Genomic DNA, 587 nt, shown 5'->3' on the forward strand with positions numbered 1-587 from the left:
GTTCTCGATCAGCATGAACTCCAGATCGAACATCATGTTGGCGATGTAGCCGGTGAAGGCGTTGTCGGCGTCCATAGCGGTGAGCTCGCCCGAGATCGAGCCGGATTTCATCAGGCCGTTCGAGACCAGCGGGATGATCTCGAATTCGCCGCTCTGGGCCGCACGCGCCTCTTTCGTCTGCACCGCGTTGACCCGGAACGGACCCAAGCCGACATCGATTTGCATCGAGATGTAGGGGTTGCCGCTGGTATTGCCGGTCTCGTTCCAGGCCGTGCCGATGCGCACCTTGCGGCCGGATTTGTTGACTGCCGTCACGTCAAAATCCGGGCTGCGTTCGGACATCTTGGCCCGCGCCTCCAACTGGATGGCGATGTCAAAGCGCGTCGAGTGGATCATGCCGGTGTACTGAGCGGCTGCGGTCTCGACATTGCGGGTGAGGGTTCCTGCGAACATGGGATGGTTCCTTTTGGATTGGCCGGTGCCTGACGTTCTTGCCAACGCATCCGGGATTGCTTTCTCGACCCCTTGAGGGATCACAAATCAGAAAGCCTGCTTTCCTTTCAGCCCCGCCCACGGGTCAGAGCTGC

General features: G+C 60.0%; 1 protein-coding gene. It reads right to left on the minus strand.

From position 1 onward, the window contains the following. Positions 1-453 (minus strand): DUF736 family protein (locus tag TRIHO_RS20825; protein ID WP_131811237.1); only part of this gene is annotated, 453 nt, incomplete at its 3' end. Positions 454-587: the final 134 nt, after the last annotated feature.

This window comes from Tritonibacter horizontis, assembly GCF_001518015.1.
Lineage (GTDB): Bacteria > Pseudomonadota > Alphaproteobacteria > Rhodobacterales > Rhodobacteraceae > Epibacterium > Epibacterium horizontis.